The organism is Anaerobiospirillum succiniciproducens DSM 6400, from assembly GCF_000482845.1.
In the GTDB taxonomy this organism is placed as follows: domain Bacteria; phylum Pseudomonadota; class Gammaproteobacteria; order Enterobacterales; family Succinivibrionaceae; genus Anaerobiospirillum; species Anaerobiospirillum succiniciproducens.
The window spans coordinates 1-7442 of sequence record NZ_AXWV01000108.1 but is presented as its reverse complement, the minus strand read 5'-3'; the positions used below and the strand labels follow the sequence as shown (position 1 = coordinate 7442).

The window sequence follows — 7442 nt, the reverse complement described above, 5'->3', positions numbered from 1 at the left end:
ACGTGAGCCGTTAACTTTTTCCCACAGCGTTTTGGGATGATTTTGGTGAGGAGTGTTCCACGTGGAACATTTGGACTGAGCAACAAAAAAGGCAGCCGAGGCTGCCTTTTTGTGTGTCCCTGCCAGGCTGTAGCACTGGCGGTAGATGTGTTAATTGTATTGGTTAGATATCGAGGACGGCGCGTTCAGCATTATCAGCAATGAAGTTACGACGCTCCTCTACCTCTTCACCCATCAGCTTGGTTAAGAGACTGTCAGCCTCGATAGCGTCAGCGATGCTAACCTTTAACAGAGTACGAGAGTCTGGAGACATGGTGGTCTCAGAAAGCTGCTCAGCACTCATTTCACCTAGACCTTTGTAGCGCTGAATCTTAACGCCACTAAAGCCTTCCTTCATTAAGGTCTCATAGGCCTCATGGAAGTTAGCTACCTTGATTTCCTTGCTGCCTGAACGAACAAATGCACCGTCTTCAATGAGGTCGCAAACCTTACGGTTCATGTTCTTGAGTAAAGCATAATCAGCAGAATCAAAGAATGAGCTATCTAAGTGATACTCGTAATCCATACCATGAATGTGGTGAATGATTACTGGATAGTAGCAGTTAGCAATCTCATCAAACTTAACTGTACCCTTGAAGTGCAGACCCTCGGATGGGATAGATGGTAACTTCTTAATGAAACCATCAGTCCAAGCAGTCATGCTCTCTTGAGAGTGCATGTCTTCTTTGCTCAGAGCTGGGTAGTACATAAGCTGCAGCAAGATATCCTTTTGGATCTTGCTAGACATCTTAGGCAGCGCAGTCATAACCTTGTTGTAATCAGCAAAAAGGCTCTCAAGGGCAGTGCCAGATAATGGAGCAGCATCAGCGTTAACGTGTAAGCTTGCGTTATCTAAAGCTAAAGATGTACGGTACTGCAAAGCTTCCTTATCAGACTGCACATAAACAGTCTGCTTACCCTTTTGATAACGGTAAAGTGGAGGCTGAGCGATGTATACATAGCCACGCTCAATGAGCTCAGGCATCTGACGATAGAAGAAAGTCAGAAGCAGAATACGAATGTGAGCACCGTCCACGTCAGCATCAGTCATGATGATAACGTTGTGATAACGGAACTTCTCTGGATCGTATTCATCCTTGCCCACACCACAGCCTAAAGCAGTAATCAAGGTACCGATCTGCTGAGACTGAATCATGCGGTCAAAGCGTGCCTTTTCTACGTTCAGAATCTTACCGCGCAGCGGCAGAATAGCCTGGAACTTAGAATCACGACCACCTTTAGCAGAACCACCTGCAGAGTCACCCTCTACCAAGAATAACTCGCAAACCTCTGGGTTCTTCTCACGGCAACCTGCTAACTTATCTGGCAGTGAGTTGATATCTAAGCCACCCTTCTTACGGTTTAAATCACGAGCCTTACGCATAGCTTCACGTACACGAGCTGACTCGATGATCTTCATGCAGATAATCTCTGCATCAGATGGGTTTTCTTCAAGGAAATCGTTAAAGCTATCTCCCATAGCAGCATCAACAGCATTGGCTGCTTCAGAGCTAACAAGCTTATCTTTAGTCTGTGAGGAGAACTTTGGATCAGGCATCTTAACAGAGATAACAGCAGTTAAGCCCTCACGTGAGTCATCACCTGAAGTGCTTACCTTGTGTTTCTTAAGAAGACCTGACTGCTCTAAGAAGTTGTTTAAGGTACGGGTTAAAGTACGCTTAAAGCCCATTAAATGGGTACCACCGTCCTTTTGAGGAACGTTATTGGTAAAGCAGAAGATGCTCTCGTTATAAGCATCAGTCCACTGCATAGCAATTTCAACCTGGATATTGTCCTTGTTAACTGACTTGCAATGGAAAATCTTCTTGTTAAGAACGTTCTTACCCTTGTTAAGGTAATCAACGAACTCGAGAATACCACCCTCATGGTAGAAAGTGTGGGTCTTACCTTCAACGCGCTCATCAGTAAGAATAATCTTGATGCCGCTGTTTAAGAAAGCAAGCTCACGTAGACGCTTCTCAAGTATCTTGTACTCAAAAGTGGTAATCGAGAAGATTTCAGGGCTTGGCCAGAAACGTACGCAAGTACCAGTGTCTTCTGCATCGCCAATAGCACCTAAAGGAGCTTCAGGTACACCACCGTTTAAGTAGACTTGATGCCAAATCTTGCCCTGTCTACGAATAGTCAATTCGAGACGATCTGATAGAGCATTAACAACAGAGATACCTACACCGTGAAGACCGCCAGATACCTTGTAGGAGTTTGAATCAAACTTACCACCGGCATGCAGCACAGTCATTACAACTTCTGCAGCAGATACGCCTTCTTCTGGGTGAATGTCTACAGGGATACCACGACCATTATCCTTTACGGATACGGAACCATCCTTATGGATAGTTACAAGAACCTGATCACAGTAGCCAGCTAAAGCCTCATCAATTGAGTTATCTACGGCCTCAAACACCATATGGTGTAAGCCGGAGCCGTCATCGGTATCGCCGATATACATGCCTGGACGCTTTCTTACAGCCTCTAGACCATGCAGCACTTTAATGCTGTTACCACCGTAATTGTCTTGCACGTCTTGTTCAGACATTTTGACCTCTTTCTTTAGCGCATAAATACCCGCTGAACTATGGGACAAGGCACATCAGTTATCTGATGCGGCTAACGACACCATACCCCTATCTAAGGTAAACACCTTATAGTCAGATCTATCTTTAGGGAGGAGGAGTTCTTGGCGGATGTTGCTTATGAATACTTGATGTCGGCACTGTAGCAGTGTATTCAGCAACTCTCTTTGTGAATTGTCATCTAACTCAGAGTTGAGATCGTCGATGAGATAAATGCATGATCGATTGCTATGCTCTTTTAGCAACATTCCCTGAGCTAAACGCAAAGCGTAAACTAGCATTTTTAACTGTCCTCGAGACAGAGTTGCACCTGCTGAAACAGTGTTATTTTTGATCTTAAGATCAGCCCTGTGACAACCGTAAAAAGTATAGCCTAAAGCCTTGTCTTTTTCAAGGTTTTGAGCCAGTACAGACCTTAGATTTAAGCCTTTTTCCCACCCCGGATTTAACTCAAATTTGATCTTAAAATTAGGCAAAAATCGACCTATGATTTCCTGCAAAATTACCTGCAGTCGACTCAAATATTCCACTCGTTTTTCAGTGATTTGTTCACACAAAAGCGCAAGCTGTTCATCCCAGAGAGTAACCTCATCAAATGCATTATGATTTGATGCAAAAAAGCCACCTGGAACAGCCTGTATAAGCCCTTCATGGGCGTTATTTGCGCTTTTAGCAACACCTAATTGAGCCCCTTGAGATAGTGCTTGCATGTCTAAATCATCGTGCAAAACATCATCTTCACTTGATTCATGATACTGCTCAGTTAAGTCTTGCTCATGTATATTTGAGTTGCCTTGACCTACAGGCAACATGTCATTTAAAGGACGACCTGAAAGACTACCTAATTGAGATGATTGGCCTTGTACATTACTAATCTGATTTGCTTGATATGGGTCAAAGGCATTAAAGTCCATATCTGCTAAGGTACGCGATACGCCCTTACGCTTAAGCATTTCCTTGCGCAGAAGAGAGTTTCTTTGCTTGAGAATTTTACGGTACTGCAGCCATAAGTTCTTAAACTCAGGATCTGTGTAGTACACACCCCAGTCGATGAAACTACGTCGCCCCTCTGCCTCTTTAGTAATCAGCTCAACACCTTGCGGATGAATAATCTGTACACAGATAAGATCGATAAGATCGATCATGCGCGAGACCTGATCAGAATTGATCTTAATCACCGCGTTTTCTCCGCGACTTCGAGACATTCCTATGGTGGTGTCTACTCCCTCTTCATCTTCTTGTACTAAAGCAAAGATGTTAAAGCATGGACGCCCCTGTTTAATCAGGTACTGATAAGACGAGGTTCTAAAAGAACGAGCTAATGACAGATAGTGAATTGCCTCAATCACAGAAGTCTTGCCACTACCGTTAGGACCACATAAGAAGTTAAAGCCCTGACAAGGATCTATCTCTGCGTAGTCCATATTACGAAAGTCGTTAATGATAAGACGTTTGATATACATCCGTGATTTCTCTGTAAATAGCGTCTAAGTGCGGCGATGAGCTTGTTTTACATCATCCTTAATGAGATCAGGCCCCTGCATGCACTCGTTTATTAGGTAACGAAGCATACAGGAGCCTGTTGCATTTTGTCTTATAGCATTAGCTATTAGACTGAAATATGGCTTACTAAGTAACGCACTCTGATGCCTAACTCATTGATTTCAATGTTAGGACGCAGCATGGTATTGGTGTAAGGAGGCGCAAAGCAGAAAACAACCTGAGGGGTTTCGATTGCGTTTAAGAAGTCCTTAACGAAATCAGCATTTAAGTTGATATCGCGGTTGCCCTTTTCATCCTGGTAATTAATAGGTAAACGAGCAGCACCAATTTCATGATCGGCGTTTTGTGAACGAATATCTAAGTTGTTATAAGTGAAGCACATGTTAATGAGATTCATGCGCTTATTAGAGAACAGAGATACACGCTTAACGTAGGTCTTTAATGAATCAAGATCTACTGGTAATTCTGGTGAGCACTTTGATGGCAGAATACCGCGTACATTAGGGAACTTGCACTTTAAGATGCGGCTTGCAATGCTGAACATACCAATCTTGGTAGCAACAAAGTTCTCACTGACACTTAAGGTTAATGGGCGATCTGGTGAGTTAGATAAGAGCTTTTGCATCTCAGTTACGCCACGCAGGGTCATTGAGAATGCAATATCTTCTGAAGCTTCTTCAGCAAGCTGAGTATCTAACACTGCCATACGGTGGCCGTCTAAAGCAAAGATTGTGAACTCATTGCCACGTACTTCAAAACGAACACCCTTGAGGTAGTCGCGGTACTCTTCACGTGATACGCAGAAAACTGACTTTTCAAGCATGAAGCGCAGCTTGTGCTCTTCTACAGTGAACTGACGAACATTCTGCTCTTCACTCATCTTAAAAGATGGGAATTTAACGTTCTCAGCCATAAGACGAACACGCATAGAGTAAGTTGCACGATCTGACTCGATGTTTAAAAGCTCATCATTCTCATCGAGCTCTAAAGACACATCATCTTTAGAACCTAAGCTCTTAAAGAAGTTAGCAGCCTTGTCTGATGACATTAAGAAAGTACCTTCACTTTCACATGCGCCATCAGCAAAAGGAACAACAGCACTGATTTGAACAGTATTGTCAGTACCGCTTAAAGTAAGGGCATCCTTTCTAACTTCAACTAATACATACTGAGACAGGTCATCTGGATTAGATGAATTGGAGGTGCAAATATTGGCAACAGTAGTAATTGGGCCAATAATTGATTGTACAGGTACGGTAAATTTCATGATGTCACCAAAGCTGAAACTTACGTCTCAACGTAAAACGTGTATAAGCTTAAGATTACTTAAGCTTGAGCTTTAAATTCTGAGTAGCTTAGCTCTTCTGTCGCTAAACCAATCACAAAAGCACTCATGGCTATTTCACATACAGTGTCTCGCCATGGTTCGTGCATATTATACCTTATGCCAAAAATACATCTTGGCAAAGTGATCTTTTAATCAAAGAAGCTGAAATATATCAGCTTTTCGCGATATACGCCACCTCTATAACCGTTTAGACATTTCTTATGGAGTCAATAAAAACATAATCCATTGCACATCAGAACGCTAAACAGCACTAAACACATATATCCACTGTTGCATAAGAACCATCATCCTCAAATGCCTTAAGTACGAGGTGCGTATGCTTATGCAAGCTGCTTTTTAACTACTTGCATGATGTTGCGATACTTTTCGTGCATAAAGGTATCGCTGATGATGCGCTTCTTAGTACGGCTTACTGCCTCATGTACAGAGGAGTGATCCTTGTTAAAGGCACGACCAATGTCGTTTAGTGAGTACTTGCCTTCAAAGACTTCACGAATCACTGTCATAGCAAGGGAACGGGCCATTGATACTGGCTTCTTCTTGCGAGATGACAAGATATCTTTAACAGTCACATTGAGCTCTTTAGCTGCAATATCCATAACATCTGACATGCTAAGGGACTGTCTATCTTTGCAAGTGAATCGAGACATGCATCTTACAGCTTCATTCATAGTGATCACACCAGAATTACACTGCAGCGATAACAAGGTCTTTAAGACACCATCTAACTCACGTACGTCTGATGAAACCTTTGAAACAATGTAGTCTTTAACATTGTTCTCCATGGTTAAATGCAAATGCTCACATCTTGCATCAAGCATCAAGCGACGGGTTGAAGCTGATGGGGCTTTTACCTCAAGGCATAGACCACTATGTAACAGTGACATAAGGTGATCATCAAAACCAAAATTCTGCAGCTGAGCTGGAGGCACATTGGCACATAAGATGAGCTGGCTGCCTGGTCTATCTAAGAATGCTGAGATGACACCATAGAACACTTCACGGCTCTTAGTAGCACTCTTAAACTCCTGAAGATCATCAAATACCAACACACGCTTGTCTAAGAAGCTCTTGTGGAAGTAAACCTGCTGATTATTAAAGCGGTTCTTCTGCAGATCAGAAATAGTTGATACGTAATGACGAATGAAGTCCTTAGTACGAATATAACCAATCTGATTTTCAGGCATGCCTAAAGCCTTCATCTCATTAACAATGGCATTGAGTAAGTGAGTCTTACCTGCGCCAGAGTCACCGTAGATATACAGTGGATTATGAGCTGGGTTGCCTGGATTATTTGCAATAGCACGTACGCTATTGAGCACAGTAGCATTCTTCTTGTCGCAAACAAAAGAGTTAAAGGTGTACTCAGGATTTGTTGCTACAGATGGGCAAATGATTGGCTCATCTTTTTGAGTAGAAGCTACATTGTTTTGCTTACGCTTACCTGTAGTTGGCAGATCGATTTCAGGCAGAATCTCATAGGCATTCTTAGGGAATGCACCATTGCTATGAGTTTGAGCCATGAAACGATCAAAATCAGTAAACTCACGCTCATTGAGGTTATTAGCAGCTGCATAAGGCATTTGAGGCTCTAACATGCCATTGACCTGATTAAAGGCAGCGTTTGGCACCCCAGTAAGCTGAGCATACAGATCTACATTTTGCGCATACTCGGCTGCATAGATATCTTGAGCAGTTAATGCACGACGCTTATTGCGAGGCTCTTCATCATAAAGATCGCAATCATTGCCGTAAGCATGATTTGACTCATATCCTTGCATATGAGAGACATTAGCAGCGCATACACTACCTTGAACCATTGGATCTACAGGAGCGCTAGGAGCTACAGCTGATGATGCTAACATGCTCTGAGCTGATGGCATGGCCATAACTGCAGGATCACAGTGCTCTAATGGCATTGCCTGAGCTACAGGAATAGCCTGAGCTGATGGCATTGC

4 protein-coding genes are annotated in these 7442 nt (G+C 42.9%); all 4 read right to left on the bottom strand.

Annotated features, from left to right (window positions below):
- Nucleotides 1-163 precede the first annotated feature (163 nt).
- Entirely contained in the window at nt 164-2596 is a 2433-nt protein-coding gene (gene gyrB, locus H524_RS0111410; RefSeq protein ID WP_027940297.1) for a DNA topoisomerase (ATP-hydrolyzing) subunit B, read from the bottom strand.
- 54 nt (nt 2597-2650) lie between these two features.
- On the bottom strand, nt 2651-4096 hold the full coding sequence (gene recF / locus H524_RS16795; RefSeq protein WP_027940296.1) for a DNA replication/repair protein RecF: 1446 nt from the start codon (nt 4094-4096) through the stop codon (nt 2651-2653).
- 146 nt (nt 4097-4242) lie between these two features.
- Nucleotides 4243-5403, bottom strand: a complete 1161-nt coding sequence (gene dnaN / locus H524_RS0111400; RefSeq protein WP_027940295.1) for a DNA polymerase III subunit beta — start codon at nt 5401-5403, stop codon at nt 4243-4245.
- Between the two features lie 401 nt (nt 5404-5804).
- A partial coding sequence (locus H524_RS0111395; RefSeq protein ID WP_027940294.1) for a DnaA ATPase domain-containing protein occupies nt 5805-7442 on the bottom strand: 1638 nt, incomplete at its 5' end.

Excerpts from the sequence above, each read along its gene's own strand:
- gyrB (WP_027940297.1), bottom strand. The coding sequence starts at position 2,596 with ATGTCTGAACAAGACGTGCAAGACAATTACGGTGGTAACAGCATTAAA.
- recF (WP_027940296.1), bottom strand. The coding sequence starts at position 4,096 with ATGTATATCAAACGTCTTATCATTAACGACTTTCGTAATATGGACTAC.
- dnaN (WP_027940295.1), bottom strand. The coding sequence starts at position 5,403 with ATGAAATTTACCGTACCTGTACAATCAATTATTGGCCCAATTACTACT.